The 14,797-nt window shown below is 73.0% G+C and carries 17 protein-coding genes; 14 read left to right on the forward strand and 3 right to left on the reverse strand.

Annotation, left to right across the window (positions count from 1 at the left end):
- Positions 1–88 precede the first annotated feature (88 nt).
- The 10 genes from PV341_RS36640 to PV341_RS36685 all read left to right on the forward strand — a co-directional run bounded on the left by PV341_RS36640 (position 89) and on the right by PV341_RS36685 (position 9,692).
- A complete protein-coding gene (locus PV341_RS36640; protein WP_500360079.1) occupies positions 89–310 on the forward strand; it encodes an acetyl-CoA carboxylase biotin carboxyl carrier protein in 222 nt (73 codons plus the stop codon).
- A 12-nt stretch (positions 311–322) separates the two neighbouring features.
- Positions 323–1,708 carry an acetyl-CoA carboxylase biotin carboxylase subunit gene (locus PV341_RS36645; RefSeq protein WP_500325440.1) on the forward strand — a complete coding sequence of 462 codons (1,386 nt, stop codon included), beginning with the start codon at positions 323–325 and terminating at the stop codon, positions 1,706–1,708.
- Positions 1,709–1,736: 28 nt separating this feature from the next.
- Complete coding sequence (locus PV341_RS36650) at positions 1,737–2,723, forward strand: helix-turn-helix transcriptional regulator (protein WP_500325438.1); 987 nt, start codon at positions 1,737–1,739, stop codon at positions 2,721–2,723.
- 119 nt (positions 2,724–2,842) lie between these two features.
- Positions 2,843–3,301, forward strand: coding sequence for a cobalamin B12-binding domain-containing protein (locus PV341_RS36655; protein ID WP_500325436.1), 459 nt, complete (start codon positions 2,843–2,845; stop codon positions 3,299–3,301).
- Complete coding sequence (locus tag PV341_RS36660) at positions 3,301–4,602, forward strand: methylaspartate mutase (RefSeq protein ID WP_500360073.1); 1,302 nt, start codon at positions 3,301–3,303, stop codon at positions 4,600–4,602. Before PV341_RS36655 ends, PV341_RS36660 begins: the two co-directional genes overlap by 1 nt.
- On the forward strand, positions 4,599–5,525 hold the full coding sequence (locus tag PV341_RS36665; RefSeq protein ID WP_500360075.1) for an amino acid ABC transporter substrate-binding protein: 927 nt from the start codon (positions 4,599–4,601) through the stop codon (positions 5,523–5,525). Before PV341_RS36660 ends, PV341_RS36665 begins: the two co-directional genes overlap by 4 nt.
- 32 nt (positions 5,526–5,557) lie before the next feature.
- Positions 5,558–6,538: a DMT family transporter gene (locus tag PV341_RS36670; RefSeq protein ID WP_500325431.1), complete on the forward strand. Its 981-nt coding sequence runs from the start codon at positions 5,558–5,560 to the stop codon at positions 6,536–6,538.
- Complete coding sequence (locus PV341_RS36675) at positions 6,535–7,593, forward strand: aspartate-semialdehyde dehydrogenase (protein WP_500325430.1); 1,059 nt, start codon at positions 6,535–6,537, stop codon at positions 7,591–7,593. Before PV341_RS36670 ends, PV341_RS36675 begins: the two co-directional genes overlap by 4 nt.
- Positions 7,590–8,693 (forward strand): amino acid kinase family protein, encoded by a 1,104-nt coding sequence (locus tag PV341_RS36680; RefSeq protein ID WP_500325428.1) that lies wholly within the window; start codon positions 7,590–7,592, stop codon positions 8,691–8,693. The genes PV341_RS36675 and PV341_RS36680 overlap by 4 nt, the downstream gene beginning before the upstream one ends.
- Before the next feature lie 3 nt (positions 8,694–8,696).
- Positions 8,697–9,692: a TauD/TfdA family dioxygenase gene (locus tag PV341_RS36685; RefSeq protein ID WP_500360076.1), complete on the forward strand. Its 996-nt coding sequence runs from the start codon at positions 8,697–8,699 to the stop codon at positions 9,690–9,692.
- Positions 9,693–9,853: 161 nt separating this feature from the next.
- Here the strand turns inward: PV341_RS36685 and PV341_RS36690 are convergent, their stop codons facing one another.
- Positions 9,854–10,057, reverse strand: coding sequence for a hypothetical protein (locus PV341_RS36690; RefSeq protein ID WP_500325425.1), 204 nt, complete (start codon positions 10,055–10,057; stop codon positions 9,854–9,856).
- A gap of 153 nt (positions 10,058–10,210) precedes the next feature.
- Between PV341_RS36690 and PV341_RS36695 the strand changes: the two genes are divergently transcribed.
- Positions 10,211–11,254 carry a helix-turn-helix transcriptional regulator gene (locus PV341_RS36695; RefSeq protein WP_500325423.1) on the forward strand — a complete coding sequence of 348 codons (1,044 nt, stop codon included), beginning with the start codon at positions 10,211–10,213 and terminating at the stop codon, positions 11,252–11,254.
- Between the two features lie 111 nt (positions 11,255–11,365).
- Positions 11,366–12,262, forward strand: a complete 897-nt coding sequence (locus PV341_RS36700; protein ID WP_500325421.1) for a LysR family transcriptional regulator — start codon at positions 11,366–11,368, stop codon at positions 12,260–12,262.
- Positions 12,263–12,420: 158 nt separating this feature from the next.
- On the opposite strand, the gene PV341_RS36705 is transcribed toward PV341_RS36700, so the two are convergent.
- Both PV341_RS36705 and PV341_RS36710 read right to left on the reverse strand, forming a co-directional pair.
- Positions 12,421–13,143 carry a 4'-phosphopantetheinyl transferase family protein gene (locus PV341_RS36705; protein ID WP_500325419.1) on the reverse strand — a complete coding sequence of 241 codons (723 nt, stop codon included), beginning with the start codon at positions 13,141–13,143 and terminating at the stop codon, positions 12,421–12,423.
- A complete protein-coding gene (locus PV341_RS36710) occupies positions 13,140–13,565 on the reverse strand; it encodes a RidA family protein (RefSeq protein ID WP_500325572.1) in 426 nt (141 codons plus the stop codon). Before PV341_RS36710 ends, PV341_RS36705 begins: the two co-directional genes overlap by 4 nt.
- 143 nt (positions 13,566–13,708) lie before the next feature.
- On the opposite strand from PV341_RS36710, the gene PV341_RS36715 reads away from it, so the two are divergent.
- Both PV341_RS36715 and PV341_RS36720 read left to right on the forward strand, forming a co-directional pair.
- On the forward strand, positions 13,709–13,924 hold the full coding sequence (locus PV341_RS36715) for a DUF6296 family protein (RefSeq protein WP_499514004.1): 216 nt from the start codon (positions 13,709–13,711) through the stop codon (positions 13,922–13,924).
- 162 nt (positions 13,925–14,086) lie between these two features.
- Entirely contained in the window at positions 14,087–14,776 is a 690-nt protein-coding gene (locus tag PV341_RS36720) for an acyl-CoA thioesterase (RefSeq protein ID WP_500360077.1), read from the forward strand.
- The last annotated feature ends 21 nt before the right edge of the window (positions 14,777–14,797 follow it).

Consider the following 14,797-nt stretch of genomic DNA (forward strand, 5'->3'; position numbering starts at 1 on the left):
CCTGTGAGGTTGTGTATAAGGCGCAGGGGTCGGTCAGCAGGCCGACGGGGACGCCCCGCCCGCCGGGCTGGTCAGCGTCACGGCACCGCTGGTCGGCACGTACTACCGGGCGTCCTCGCCCGGCGCGGCGCCCTTCGTGCAGGTCGGCGACGTCGTCGAGCCCGGCCGGCAACTGGCGATCATCGAGGCGATGAAGCTGCTCAACTCGATCACCGCCGAGACCCGCGGCCGGGTGCACGCGATCCACGTCCAGGACGGCGAGGTCGTCGAGTACGCCCAGCCGCTGATCGACCTCGTCCCCGTCGACTGAGAGGGCACAGCCGTGTTCGACAAGGTGCTCGTCGCCAACCGCGGGGAGATCGCGCTGCGCATCATCCGCTCCTGCCGCGACCTGGGCGTGCGCACGGTGGCGGTGTACTCCACCCCGGACGCCGACGCCCGGTTCGTCAAGGCCGCGGACGAGGCCGTGCACATCGGCCCGGGCGCGCCCGCGCGCAGTTACCTCAACATCCCCAACATCATCGGCGCCGCCGTCAAGACCGGTGCCGAGGCCATCCACCCCGGTTACGGGTTCCTCTCCGAGGACCCGTACTTCGCGGAGATCTGCGCCGACGACGGCATCACCTTCGTCGGCCCGCCCCCGGACGTCATGGAGAACGTCGGCGACAAGGCCACCGCCCGCCGGCTGATGACCGAGGCCGGACTGCCGCTGCTGCCGGGCACCATCGAGCCGGTCGACTCGGTGGAGGCCGCCGAGGCCGTCGCCGCCGCGATCGGCTACCCGGTCATCATCAAGGCCGCGGCGGGCGGGGGCGGCCGCGGCATCACGGTGGTACGGCGCCCGCAGGACCTGAGGGACGCCTACACCGCCACCCGGGCCAGCGCGCAGGCCGTCTTCAAGAACAGTGCGGTCTACATGGAGCGCTACCTGGAGAAGACCCGGCACATCGAGATCCAGGTCGTCTGCGACGACTTCGACGGCGCCGTGCACCTGGGCGAGCGCGACTGCTCGGTGCAGCGCCGTCACCAGAAGCTCGTCGAGGAGTCCCCCTCGGCCGGCGTCTCCCCGCAGTTGCGGGAGCGGCTGGGCGCGGCGGCCCTGGCCGGTGCCCGCGCGGTGGGCTACCGGGGCGCGGGCACGGTGGAGTTCCTGCTGGAGGCCGGCGACGGGGAGGGCGGCGGGGACGGCGCCCGCGGCGAGGACGTCTTCTGGTTCATGGAGATGAACGCCCGGATCCAGGTCGAGCACCCGGTCACCGAGCTGGTCACCGGCGTCGACCTGGTCGGCGAGCAGTTGCGGGTCGCCTCCGGCAGCCCGCTGTCGGTCAAGCAGGAGGACGTGGAGATCCGCGGGCACGCCATCGAGTGCCGCATCAACGCCGAGGACCCGGCCCGGGCCTTCGCCCCCACGCCCGGACTCCTGGAGCGCTACCGCGTCCCCGGCGGCCCGTGGGTCCGGGTGGACACCGACTACGACCCGGGCTCACGCGTCAGCCCGTACTACGACTCCATGATCGGGAAGCTGATCGTCTGGGGCCCGGACCGCGGCAGCTGCATCGAGCGCACCCTGCGGGCGCTGGCGGAGTTCGAGGTCTCCGGGCCCGGCGTGCACACCACGATCCCGCTGCACCAGGAGATCCTCGGCCACCCCGAGTTCCGCCGGGGCGACGTGGCCACCGACTTCCTGGAGCGCCACTTCGCCATGTGAGCAGCACGACCAGCCGAGGGGAGCCGCCGTGTCGGACCAGGAGCTCACATCCCAGGACATCGGCGTCTACCGGCACCTGCTGCAGGTGTCGCCGGACGCCGACCGGTGCGCGTCGGAACTCGGACTGGTTCCGGACGACTTCGACGAGTCGGTCAAGCGGCTGATGGCGCACCGGCTGCTGCACCCGGACGGCCCCTGCCGCTACGAGGTCGTCTCGCCCGGCCTGGCCGCGGCCGAACTCACCGCCTCCCTCAGCCTCCAGGCGCACCAGCTGCTGCGCCAGATCGACACCACCCGGCGTGACCTCGGCCCGCTCGGCGCCCTGTACGACGCCCACCAGCGGCAGCGGCTGGCCGGCACCACCACCGAACTGCTCACCGACGGCGACGCGGTACGGCACCGGCTCGCCGACCTGTCGTCGCAGGTCCGCGACCGCGTGCTCACCGCCCACCCCACCCTCGGCGGCCCGCAGACCCTGCGGGCCGCCCTCGACCTGGACCGCGACCTGCTCGACCGGGGCGTGCGGTACCGGACGGTGGTCCCGCACACCGCGCGCCGGCAGCGGGAGGCGCTGCGGCACATGACCCGACTGGGCGACCTCGGTGCCCAGTTGCGCACCGCGGCGGTCATACCCGGCCGGATGATCCTGCTGGACGGGGTCGTGGCCCTGGTGTCCACGGGAAAGGGCGGCGGCGCCGCGCTCTTCCGCGACCCGACCGTGGTCTCCTTTCTCGAAGTGATATTCGACCACATCTGGGAGCACGCGAAACCGGTAGACGGCGATTTCGACGGCGACGTCTTCGAGGACGTCGAGGTGGCCATTTTGCGCCAGCTGGAACTCGGCAGGTCGGATGAATTCATTTCCCGGCGGCTGGGTATCTCCACCCGTACGCTCCGCCGCTACCTGTCGGGGATGTGCGAGAAGCTCGGTGTGGAGACCCGCTTCCAACTGGGCATGGCCGCAACCAGGCTGGACCTGTTCGGGAACGGGGACGATCCGGACAGTGCGGGATAGAAATTCCTGATCGCGACGTTCGGGTATTTCCACCCGGCCCCGCTGGACCCTCCGGCGGCGCGCCGCGGATGATTTCCCCGGCCCACTCCACATTCCTACCGAGGGAATCAATGACTGGCATGGCTGCTGCCTCCCGGAGGCGGATCATTGTTTCCGGTGTCTCCTCCGACGCGCACATGTGGAACCTGGTGTTCCTGCAGTTGCTGCTGGAGGAGCACGGCCACGAGGTGTCCAACCTCGGCAGCCTCACCCCCGACGCGGAGATCGCCGGCGCCTGCCGCGCGCTCCGCCCGGACCTGCTGGTCATCGGCACCGTCAACGGGCACGGTCACCTCGACGGCCTGCGTCTGATCCGCGCCCTGCGCGCCGATCCCGCACTCGCGGCCCTCCCCGTCGTGATCGGCGGCAAGCTCGGCGTCCACGGACGCGACGACGCCCGCCTCGCCGCCCGTCTGGCCGCCGCCGGCTACGACGCCGTCTTCGCCGACGGCGACGACACCGGCGGCGGCGCGCTGGCCCGCTTCGGCGCCTACCTGCGGGCGCTGCGCACCCCGCCCGCCCTGGCGGAGGTGGCCTGATGCCGTACAGCCCCGACCGCTTCTCCGCGTTCGTCCGCCGGGCCCGCGCGGCCGGGCGACTGGTCGTCCAGCCCCGCATGGGTTTCGGCGAACTCGACCGGATGCGGGCCGGGTTGCGCGCCGTGCGCGAGGCCCGCGCCACCTCGGTCGGCACCATCACCCTCGACAGCTACACCCGCTGCCACGACTACGCCGCCGCCCGCCGCGCCCTGCGCGACCGCGCCGCCGACCTCAACGGCTTCCCGCTGATCGCCCACGGGCCCGTGGCCGTGCGGGAGTTGCTGGCCGGAACGGCCGCGCGGGACTTCCCCGTGCAGGTACGGCACGGCACCGCCCTGCCGCTGCGCCTGTTCCGGGTCATGGCCGAGGCCGGGATCGACGCCACCGAGGGCGGCCCCGTCTCGTACTGCCTGCCCTACAGCCGCACCCCGCTCGCCGCGGCGGTCCGCGAGTGGCGGGAGGCCTGCGAACTCCTGGCCGGGCTGCCCGTGCCCCCGCACCTGGAGACCTTCGGCGGCTGCATGCTCGGCCAGCTGTGCCCGCCGTCGCTGCTGGTGGCGCTCAGCGTGCTGGAGGGGATGTTCTTCCGCGAGCACGGGCTGACCGGCATCTCGCTCAGCTACGCCCAGCAGGTCCACCCCGGCCAGGACCTGGAGGCCCTGGCCGCGCTGCGCCGGCTGGCCGCGGAACGGCTGGCGGACACCGACCGGCACCTCGTGCTCTACACCTTCATGGGCGTCTTCCCGCGCACCCCGATCGGCTCCTACCGGCTGCTGGAGCACAGCGTCCGGCTCGCGGTGCGCGGCGGCGCGGAGCGGCTGGTGGTCAAGACCCCCGCCGAGTCCCACCGCATCCCCACCGTCGAGGAGAACGTCGAGGCACTGGAGTTCGCGCACGCCGTGGCGGAATCGGCCGCCGCCGACGCCTGCGCCGGGCCGGGGCCCACCGCCACCGGCCTGTACGAGGAGGCCAGGACGCTCGTCGACGCCGCCCTCGGCCTCGGGGACACCGTCGGCGACGCCCTCGTGGCGGCCTTCGCCCGCGGCGTTCTCGACGTGCCGTACTGCCTGCACCCGGACAACGCCGACCGCGCCCGCGCCGCCGTCGACCCCTACGGCGTGCTCCGCTGGACCGAGGCCGGCGCGATGCCGGTGACCGCCGGCCGGACGGACGGCCCGGCGGCGCCCGTTCCCCCGGTCACCGCACGCGGCCTGGGCGAGATGCTCTCCTTCAACGAACGCCACTACGACCGTGAGGACCTCACCGGCGCCTCCCGCCCGCTCCCCGGGTACGCCTCGTGACCGCCCCCGCGCGCGCGAGGACCGGCACCCTGGACGCCGTCCGCGCCCGGGGCGCCCTGCGCGCCGCCGTCTCCCAGGGCATCCGCGGGCTGTCCCTGCGCACCGGCGACGGACGCTGGACGGGGCTGGACACCGACATCGCCCGCGCCGTGGCGGCGGCCGTCCTCCACGACCCGGAGGCCGTCGACTGGCGCCCGGTGCGCGCCGCCGACCGGCTCCGCGTGCTCGCGGCGGACGAGGCCGACCTGACGGTGTGCAACCTGACCTGGACGCTGGGGCGGGAGGCCGCCCACCCGGTGCTCTTCGCCGGGATCACCGCCTACGACGGCGAGGGCTTCCTGGTGCGGGCCGCCGACGGCATCGACGGCCCGGCCCGCCTCGCGGGGCGGCGGCTCGCCGTCCACACCGGCTGCACCACCCCGGTCAACCTGGCCGCGTGGTACGGCCCGCGGGGCCTGACCACCGTCCCCGTCGGCTTCCACGACCCGGCCGAGGCGCTGGCCGCGTACGCCTCCGGCGACTGCGCCGCGTACGTCCTGGACCGCATCGCCCTGGCCGGCGCCCGCGCCGGGCTGCCGGACCCCGCAGCACACCGCCTCCTGCCGGTCTCGATCTCCCGGGAGCCGATGGCCGCCGCCGTCCGCGACACCGACCCGCACTGGTTCCGGCTGGTCCGCTGGGTCCTGCAGCTGCTGCCCGCCGCCGAGCACGAGGGCGCGGCGCAGGCCGCCGCGCAGGCCGGCCCGCACGGCCCCGCGGTCGGGCTCGACGAGCGGTGGGCCGCCCGCGTGCTGGCCGCCGTCGGCAGCTACGCCGACGTGTACGAACGCAACCTGGGCGCCGCCTCCGGCCTCAACGTGCCGCGCGGCCCCAACGAACTGTGGACCCGGGGAGGGCTGCACTACGCCGTCCCCCTGCACTGACCCCCGTCCGCCGCGGAAGGAGCCGAGGGCGCATGACCAGTGACACCACACCCGCAGCACACGGGCGCGCAGGCGCCCTCGAACTCACCGCGGCCATGGGGCTCTCCGGCACCCTGGGCGTCTTCGTCCTGGAGTCCGGGGTCTCCTCCTCCACCGTGGTGCTCTTCCGCTGCGTCTTCGGGGCGGTGGCGCTGGCCGCCTACTGCCTGCTGCGGGGCCACCTGAGGAACACCGGGCTGACCCGCCGCAGCTTCGCGCTCGCCGCGCTCGGCGGGGTGTTCATCGTCCTCAACTGGGTGCTGCTCTTCGACGCGTACCACCGCACCTCGATCTCGGTGGCCACCGTCGTCTACCACACCCAGCCCTTCTACGTGGTGCTGCTGGGCGTCGCTCTGTTCCGCGAACGGCTCGACCGGCACCGCGCCGGCTGGATCCTGCTGGCCTTCGCCGGGGTGCTGCTCGTCGCCGGACTGCCCGGCGCCGGTCCCGGCGGGCACGGGTACCCGCTCGGCGTCGCCGAGGCGCTGCTCGCGGCCCTGCTGTACGCCTTCGCAACGGTGATCGCCAAGCGCCTCACCACCGTCCGCCCGCAACTGACCGCGCTGATCCAGGTGCTGGTGGGCATCCCGCTGCTGCTGCCCTTCGCCCGGCTCGGCGAGACCGCGGGCCTCGGGGCGCGCTGGGGCTGGCTGGTGGGACTCGGCGTGATCCACACCTGCCTGATGTACGTCCTGCTCTACTCCTCGTACCGGAAGCTGTCCACCGACCGCATCGCGGTGCTGTCGTTCGTCTACCCGGCCGTGGCGATCCTGGTGGACCTCGCCGTCTACGGCCACCGCGTCGGGCCGCTGCAGGCCCTCGGAGTGCCGCTGATCGCCGCCGCCGGACTCGGCGTCAACCTCGGCTGGCCGCTGCTGCCGTGGCGGGGCCGCCGCCCCGCCACGGCCGACGGCACCGAACCGGAAGCCACGGCACCCGCAGCCGGGCTCGTCCAGATCGGAGATCCCCGATGACCCTCGTTACCGATCCCGCCGCCCCGCGCATCGCCATCGTCGGCGCGACGGGGGCCGTGGGCAGCACCCTCATCGAGCTGATCGAGGAGCGCGGACTGCGCTACCGCGAGATCCACCTCGTCGCCTCGGCGCGCAGCGCGGGCCGCCACGTGGCGGTCGACGGGCGCGCGTGCGAGGTCTCCGCCCTGGAGGACTTCGACTTCGCCCGGGCCGACATCGCGTTCTTCTCGGCCGGCACGTCGGTCAGCGACAAGTGGGCCAAGACCGCCGTCGCCCAGGGCACGCTGGTGATCGACAACACCAACGCCTTCCGCATGGACCCCGACACCCCGCTCGTGGTGCCGCAGGTCAACGCCGACGAGCTGCACCGGCGGCCGGCCGGCGGGATCGTCGCCAACCCCAACTGCTCCACCATCCCGCTGGTCCGCACGCTGCTGCCGGTGCAGCGGCGCTGGGGGGTCCGGCAGGTGGTGGTCAGCACGTACCAGGCCGCCTCCGGCCAGGGCCACCAGGGCATCGAGGAGCTGCTGGAGGGCAGCGAGGTCGCGCTGCGCGACCCGGACGCGGACCTGCCCTCCGAGCGCTTCCGGCCCGCCCTCGCCTTCAACGTCGTCCCCTCCATCGACCGGCTGCTGGAGGGCGGCTTCACCCTGGAGGAGCAGAAGATGCTCCAGGAGTCCCGCAAGATCCTCGGGCTCCCGCACCTGGACCTGACCGCCACCTGCGTACGGGTGCCGGTGGTCAACTCCCACTCCGAGGCGGTGTGGGTCGAGGCGGGGGCACCGGTGGACCGCGAGGAACTCGTCGCGCTGCTGGCCGCGCTGCCCGAGGTCACCGTCCACGACCGGGAGCACCCGGGCGGCTTCCCCACCCCGCTCACCGCCGGGCACCCCGACCACGTCCACGTGGGGCGGATCCGGGTCGCCCCGCACAACCCGCGGGGCTTTTGGATGTGGCTGGTCTCGGACAACCTGCGGGTGGGCGCGGCCCTGAACGCCGTCCAGATCGCCGAGTACGCGCTGACCCGCGGCTTCCTGGGCGGAGGCGCACGATGAAGGCCCCGGCGGTGCTGAAGTTCGGCGGTTCCACCTTCCGCACGCACGCCGCCTACCACGACCTCGCCGCCGGGCTGGACGAGCGCATCCGCCGCGAGGGGCGGCCGCTGGCAGTCGTGGTCAGCGCGATGCAGGGCGAGACCGAGGGGCTGCGCGGCCGGCTGCACGAGGTCAACCTGCGCCCCGAGGACGCCACCGCCGCGGGCATGCTCGCCACCGGGGACCTGGTCAGCGCCCATCTGCTGGCCAGCGCCCTGCACAAGGCGGGCCGCAGCGCCACCGTGCTCGCCGGGCACCAGGTCGGCCTGGTCACCAACTCCTCCTTCCTGTGGGCCCGGGTGGTGAGCACCGACCCCGGCCCCCTGAGGAGGGCGCTCGACCGGCACGAGGTCGTGGTCGTCCCCGGCGGCCAGGCCGTGGACGCCCAGGGGCGGCCCACCTGGCTGGGCAAGAACAGCTCCGACCTGTCGGCGCTGGCGGTCGCCCGCGCCGTGGAGAGCCACGTCTGCGAGATCCACTCCGACGTCGACGGCATCTACACCTCCGACCCGCACCTGGTCACCGGGGCCCGGATGCTGCCGCAGGTCTCGTACAACATGGCCGCCCTGATGTCGCTGTACGGGGCGAAGGTGCTGCACCGCCGCGCCGTCCAGCTCGCGCTGCGGCACCGCATCGAGATCGTGCTGCGCTACAACCGGGCCCCGTACTCCTCGGGCACCCGGATCAGCGCGGTCGGCAACCAGCTGGCCGCCGTCGTCCTCAACCGGCGCTCGGTGGTGCTGGACTTCCCCGACGACGCCCGCGCCGACGCCGCGCACAACGCCTTCCACGTCGCCGGCATCGACACCGTACGGCTCACCCAGGAGTCCCGGGTGGCCGTCATCGGCGGCTACGTCGACCTGGAGGCCGTCCAGCTGCGGCAGGGCGTCACCCCGGGCCGGCACGTGGGGGTGCCGGTCGCGGAGGTGCGCGGCAGCAAGGTCACCACCCACATCGCCGACAGCGGCGAGGACGCCCTGCACCTCGCGCAGCGGCTGCACGACCGGCTGGACTTCCCGGCCGCCTCCGGTGCCCCCGACGCCCGCCTTGTAGGAGTGTGAGCCGTGAAGGCAACCTTCGCCGAGTTGGAACTGCCCGACGCGGTACGGGACGACATCGGGGCGCGGCTCGCGGCGCTCCCCGACCCGGCGCCGGACATCGACCGCGCCATGACCCGCTACCACCGGGTCTTCGCCGCGCTGCCCATGGAACTGCTGCAGCAGGTGCTGGACTTCGGCCGGCACATCGACACCCCGGGCGTCGCGCTGGTGCGCAACCTGCCCGTGGACCGGGACCTGCCGCCCACCCCGGTGGACGGCGGGCCCAGCACCGCCAAGCGCGGCTTCGTCGCCGAGGGCGTGCTGCTGGGCCTGTCCGGGCTGCTGGGCGAGCCCGTCGGCGTGCTCACCGAGAAGGAGGGGCGGCTGATCCACGACGTGGTCCCCGTCCCCGGCGGGGAGAGCACCCAGACCAACCAGGGCTCGGCCGTCTTCCTCAACTTCCACAGCGACATCACCCACGACCCGGCCGGGCGCTGGGACGTCGCCAACCCGGACTTCCTGGTCCTCAACTGCCTGCGCGGCGACCCCTCCGGGACGGCGGCCACCTATTACGCGGACGCCCGCGACATCTGCGGGCAGCTGGCGGACGGGGCGCTGGAGGCGCTGCGCAGTCCGCTGTTCCGGCTCAACGCGCCGGGCAGCTACACCCGCGATGTCGCGGGCGGTGCGGAGGTCCTGTCGGACCCGGTGCCGATCGTCAGCGGCTCCCGGGACTTCCCCGGGATCGCCGTCTCCGCCAACGGCGTGCGCCCCCTGACCCGGGGGGCCGCCGCGGCCCTGGAACTGCTGCACGAGGCCTGCCGCGCGACGGCGCACGCCGTACGGCTGGAGCCGGGTACGGCCCTGCTGGTCAACAACCGCAAGGGCGTGCACGCCCGCTCGGAGTTCACCGCCCGCTACGACGGCCGGGACCGCTGGCTCCAGCGCACGTACGTACGGCGCAACCTGTGGGACATCAGGTACCGGGTGACCCCGGGCGACCGCCGCGTGCACCACTGAGCCGCGGGCCCCGGGGCGGGCCGGACGCCGCGGGCGGCGGGCGGCTAGCGGTGCCGCCCCGGCCAGTGCAGAGTGCCGGATTCCTCTTCCGGGGCACCGGTAGGTGCGGTCATGGGGTCATTCGACGACATGATTTCTCCTTCAACCAATTCCGTGACGAATCAGGCGTGGTGGCCGTCGGTCGAATGCGTGTCGGCGCCACCGATCGGAGCCACGTCCCACTTGTCATCCGCCAGCGTGACGTTCCGCGGCCCGTTGCCGCCGGAAACGACCGGGGCCACCGGAGTGGTGGCGGAGTAAACAACTCCGGCCGCCAGGACGATCACCGAGAAGCCCCGGGCAAGTAAATGACGAGTGTTCACCATCGTGGATCCCCCCACATCGCTTGTCCGTCGCGCCCTTTGTGGGCACGAGAACAAGGTGTCAGTCCCGGAGATCGAGTTCGAGCCGCCGGAAGTGTCCTATGATGGAGCGGCAACAAGTGGATAGCGGCAAATCGGGCATGGGGTGGGTGATCGGTGGACGAGCATCGCCTGTTGGACGACCTTGCTGTTGATGCGTACGAATGCGCTTTGCGAGACGGTGCCTTCAGGGATGAGGAGATCGCCGCCGAGCTGGGCGTCGGCGTCGACCTGGTCGCCGAGGCCCGCAAGACCCTGGAGGAGCTGCGGCTGCTGGGCCGCATCGGCTCCGGCCGCTCCGTCGTGGCGCTCGACCCTGACGTCGCGGAAGCGGAACTGGTGACACCGCTGGAGCTGTCCATCGCCCACCGCCGGCAGGAGATCGCCGCGATCCACCGCCAGTTACGGGCGCTGTCCGCCGTCTACCGCACGAGCGACCGGGCCGCCCCCGACGACGTGCCGGTCAGGGTGCTGGACGACTTCGAGGAAGTGCGCAGGGAGATCGACCTGGCGCGGCGCCGCTGCACCGAGGAGCGGATGAGCCTGCAGCCCGGCGGCGGCCGCAGCGCGGAACTGCTCGAACAGGACCTGGTACAGACCCTGGAGATGCGGCGCCGCGGAATCCGCATCCGCACGCTCTACCAGCACACCGCCCGCACCAGCCTCGCCACCCGCACCTATGTGCGGCAGATCTGCGAGGGCGGCGCCGAGGTCCGTACCGCCGAGGAGCTCTCCGAGCGGCTGATCATCTACGACCGCAGACTGGCGTTCATTCCGAAGGAACGGAAGGGAAAGGAACCGCCGGGTGCGGCGATTGTCTCCGATCCCACGCTCGTCGCCTATCTCTGCCGCTCGTTCGAGTCCATATGGCAGGGGAGCCAGCCCTTCGACGTCGGCCGGACCGCCGAATACCAGCAGGTCACGGAGGACCTGCGGTTGTCAATTCTGCGGCTGATGGCCATGGGATTGAAGGACGAGGTGATCGCCCGCCGCCTCGGGATGGCGACCCGTACATGCCGCCGCCACATATCCGTAATCATGGAGGAACTCGGCGCCACCAGCAGATTCCAGGCGGGATTGCTGATCGGCCGCCAGGGATTGATCCCCGACGGCGATGCCGTTCCCCCCGATCCCGCCGGAGGCGATGTGTCCGAATGCTGACGGGCGTTGTCCTCGATCAGACAACCCGGAGTTCTGGCGCCCGGCACCGGCGGCTTGATTTCCTGTGGAGGGAGTATTGATCCGGCGCGAGCCGAACCACGGGAGGGGTCAATGGACATTCGGCAGCTGGCGACGTTCCACAAGGTGGCGACGCTGCTCAGCTTCACCCGGGCGGCGACGGAACTGAAGTACGCGCAATCCAGCGTCACGGCCCAGATCAAGGGCCTGGAGATGTCGCTCGGCGTCGACCTCTTCGACCGTCTCGGGGGCCGTATCCAGCTCACCGATGCCGGCCAGCGGTTGCTGCCGTACGCCGAGCAGATGCTCTCCCTCGCCGGCGAGGCGCGCGGTGCGACGCTGGGCTCCGAGGAGCCCTCGGGAGTGCTGACGATCGGTTCGATGGAGAGCATCACCTCCTACCGGATGCCCCCGTTACTGGAGTTCTTCCACCACCGATACCCGGCCCTGCACATCGTGCTGCGGCCCAGCCTGTGCGCCGAGACCTGCCACGCGCTGCGCCAGGGCATGTTCGACATGGGCTTCCTGATGGAGGCCGAGACCCAGCACCCCGGCGTCCAGACCGAGGTCCTGGGCTCCGAGCCGCTCACCGTGGTCGCCGCACCCGACCATCCGCTCACCCGGGCACACAAGATCACCACCGATGACCTGCGGCAGGTCCAGGTGATCTCCGCCGAGGCCGGCTGCGCCTACCGTGAGCTGTTCGAGGCCGAACTCAACGACGGTACGGGCGAGTCGCTGCCCTTCCTGGAGTTCGGGACCATCGAATCCATCAAGCGCGGGGTCGCGGCGGGGCTCGGCATCAGCCTGCTGCCGACCGCCACCGTCGCCGACGCCCTGGAGGCCGGCACGCTGGTGACCCTCCCGTGGCCGGTGCCCTTCGAGGTGCACACCCAGATCGCCTGGCGGCGGGGCAAGAACCTCTCCCGCGAGATGCGGGTCTTCGTCGACCAGACCATGCGCTTCCTCGCCGAGGAGTACGCGCGCTAGGGCCATTCGTCAAAGTCCTGCCTGCCCCGCGCTGCGTTGTGGAATCGTCCGAGTAGCCCACTACGAGGGCGACTCTCCGCCTTGCGATGCACCGCACTTGGGGGTACCTCCCAGCGGAGCTGGGGGAACCGCGGGGCCCGCCCTCCGGGCGGCCGGCACTACTTGGACGACCGGCCCTGGGCCAGCCGTACGGCGACGGCCGCGCGGTGGCCGTCCCCGACGGCGACGTCGGAGAGCGACCAGCCCTCGGGGCCCGTGGCGGGGGCGGGTCCAGAGCCCACGTAGTCCTCGGACGGGTCCCTGGCCAGGCCCGTCCCCAGGCCCTTCAGGTACGCCTCCTTGCGTGCCCACGCCCGCGCGAAGGCCTCGCGGCGCTCCACCGGCGGCAGCCCGCCCAGCTCGTCCACCTCCGCCGGGTGCAGCGAGCGCCACACGCCGTCGACGGCCTCCTGGCCGGGCAGCGCCTCCACGTCCACCCCCACCGGGGTCGCGGCGAAGGCCAGCAGCGTCAGCTCCCGGGAGTGCGAGAGCGAGAAGTGCGGCGCGCCGCCCTCGACCGCGGGCCGGCCGTGCGGGCCGCCGCAGGACGGGCAGGTCTCCCGGGTCAGCGGCACCTTGCCGGGCGGGGTCCCCAGATACGCCGCCAGCAGCAGGCGCAGCGCCACGTGCGCGGTGACGTAGCTGGTGCGGTCGCGGTCGAAGCGGAAGGCCGTGGCCCGCTCGCGCTCCTCGCGGTCCAGCAGCCCGGGCGCGAGGTGGACGGCGGCGGCCGCGTTCGCCGCCGTGTCCACCAGGCACAGCCGCGGCGGTTCGCCGGGCCCCGGCGGGGGCAGGCGCCGGGCCGCCGCCGCCACGCTGAACCGCTCCGGGACCAGTGTCACGGCCGGGCCGCCGGGGCCGTGGACGCGGCCGGGACGATCGCGAACGCCTCGACCTCCAGGAGCAGTTCGGGCCGGATGAGCGCGGCCACCTGCACCGCCGAGCTGGCCGGGGGACGCTCGGTGTCGACGTACACGTCGCGCGCCTCGCGGACCGCGGGCAGGAAGGCGACGTCGGTGACGAAGAAGGTCAGCTTGACCACGTCGCCCCAGTCCGCCCCGGCGGCCGTGAGGCAGCGGTCGAGGTTGCCGAAGACCTGGCGCGCCTGCGCCGCCGGGTCGCCCGGCCCGACGAGCTCACCCCGCTCGTCCACCGCGATCTGGCCCGAGACGGCGACGAACCGGCCCTCGCCCCACACGACGTGGCTGTAACCGGTGCCTGGCGGGACACCCTCCGGAGCGGCGAGGTGGGTGAGGTGCGCCATGCGTTCCCCCTTGATGATCGACACCGCTCCATGCTCTCCCAGGGGGTCGGCCCGGCGCCACAGCGGACGTCATGACCGGTGTCATTGGCCAGGGATTCTCTGGGCATAAATCGTCATATGGGCGGAGACAGGAGGTTCCCCTCATGAGTCATGCCGAAACCTACGATCTGACCTTCCCCGTCTCCGGCGACACCGTGGTCGTCAAGCGCACCGAGCGCAAGGGTGCCGGGGGGCACCCGGTGTACAGCGACGACACCGGCATCGTCCAGGCGGAGATCAGCGACCGGGGGGAGGTCCGCATGCTCGCGACGGGCGGGCACCAGCACCACGACGTCCCCTCGCGGGCGACGCCGCACTGAACGCCCTGTCGCCACCGGCGTCCCGGAACCGGCCACGTGCCCGCCGTCGGACGCCGCTGTGGGCCACCCATCCCCGGTCGCCTTCCGTGACCGTGCGGACCGCCCCCGTCACCCCGCCGGGATTCCTGTCGAGTTGATTTGAATATCCAACTCACTGGATTAATGCGCGACGACCTGGCCGCGCGGACGGGGGAGCGCCTCCCGGTCCGCACGCTCGGCGCCCACTTCCTGGCCCCCGTCGACGAGCGCCCGCTGCGCCTGGCGGCGACCACCCTGCGCGAGGGGCACCGCACGTCCGTGTCATCGGTCACCGCCCTGCAGGACGGTGCCGCCGCGCTCACCGGCACCGCCGTGTTCGGACGGAGCGAACCCGGCCCAGCCCGCACCGGCACGCCCGTGCCCGACGTCCCCGCGCCCGGCGCCTGCCCGCCGCTCACCCTGCCGCGCTCGCTGGCGGCGTTCGCCGCCCACCTGGAGATCCGCCCGGCCGGCGACGCGCGCCCCCTGGCCGGCGGGGAGCGCGCCGAACTCCTCGCCTGGATGTGGTTCGCCGACGGGCGGCCGGTGGACGCCGAGGCGCTGGTCGTCCTCGCCGACGCCCTGCCGCCCGCGCTGTTCGCGGTGTGGACCGAGCCCCGCCCCGTGCCGACGGCCGAGCTGACCGTGCACTTCACCGACGTCCTCGACGCCGCGCCCGCGCAGGGCTGGGCCCTGGTCCGCAGCCGCACCGAGCACGCAGGCGGCGGCTGGGCCGTGGAGGACAGCGCCGTGTGGACCGAGGACGGCCTGCTGCTCGCCCTCGCCCGTCAGGCGCGCGCCGTACGCGAGTTCCGCCCCGGCCGGCAGGGCTGACCGGCCCGTTCCCGCCCGTTC

The sequence above is a fragment of the Streptomyces sp. PA03-1a genome, from assembly GCF_033792805.1.
Lineage (GTDB): Bacteria > Actinomycetota > Actinomycetes > Streptomycetales > Streptomycetaceae > Actinacidiphila.

Excerpts from the sequence above, each read along its gene's own strand:
- PV341_RS36655 (WP_500325436.1), top strand. The coding sequence starts at position 2,843 with ATGGCTGCTGCCTCCCGGAGGCGGATCATTGTTTCCGGTGTCTCCTCC.
- PV341_RS36660 (WP_500360073.1), top strand. The coding sequence starts at position 3,301 with ATGCCGTACAGCCCCGACCGCTTCTCCGCGTTCGTCCGCCGGGCCCGC.
- PV341_RS36670 (WP_500325431.1), top strand. The coding sequence starts at position 5,558 with ATGACCAGTGACACCACACCCGCAGCACACGGGCGCGCAGGCGCCCTC.
- PV341_RS36675 (WP_500325430.1), top strand. The coding sequence starts at position 6,535 with ATGACCCTCGTTACCGATCCCGCCGCCCCGCGCATCGCCATCGTCGGC.
- PV341_RS36680 (WP_500325428.1), top strand. The coding sequence starts at position 7,590 with ATGAAGGCCCCGGCGGTGCTGAAGTTCGGCGGTTCCACCTTCCGCACG.
- PV341_RS36690 (WP_500325425.1), bottom strand. The coding sequence starts at position 10,057 with ATGGTGAACACTCGTCATTTACTTGCCCGGGGCTTCTCGGTGATCGTC.
- PV341_RS36700 (WP_500325421.1), top strand. The coding sequence starts at position 11,366 with ATGGACATTCGGCAGCTGGCGACGTTCCACAAGGTGGCGACGCTGCTC.
- PV341_RS36710 (WP_500325572.1), bottom strand. The coding sequence starts at position 13,565 with ATGGCGCACCTCACCCACCTCGCCGCTCCGGAGGGTGTCCCGCCAGGC.
- PV341_RS36715 (WP_499514004.1), top strand. The coding sequence starts at position 13,709 with ATGAGTCATGCCGAAACCTACGATCTGACCTTCCCCGTCTCCGGCGAC.
- PV341_RS36720 (WP_500360077.1), top strand. The coding sequence starts at position 14,087 with ATGCGCGACGACCTGGCCGCGCGGACGGGGGAGCGCCTCCCGGTCCGC.